The organism is Pseudomonas sp. AIG (genome assembly GCF_977020205.1).
On record NZ_CDROCK010000180.1, the window covers coordinates 1 to 227 of the forward strand.

The 227-nt window shown below is 60.8% G+C and carries 1 pseudogene; it reads left to right on the top strand.

The annotated features are described in order from the left end of the window. Window positions 1–227: pseudogene (locus ACWR1S_RS31030) on the top strand (TetR/AcrR family transcriptional regulator); the annotation flags it as partial.

A 227-nucleotide genomic window follows, 5' to 3' on the forward strand; every position in this document is an offset into this window, starting at 1 on the left:
ATCGGCTCGCTGTATCAGTACTTCCCCAACAAAGCGGCGATCCTGTTCCGCTTGCAGAGCGATGAGTGGCTGCACACCACGCAGATGTTGCAGCGGATTCTGCAAGACTTTGAGCAGCCGCCACTCACTCGCCTGCGCACCCTAGTGCAGGCATTCATTCGTTCAGAGTGCGACGAAGCGCAGATGCGCGGCGCACTGAACGACGCCGCCCCGCTCTACCGCAACGC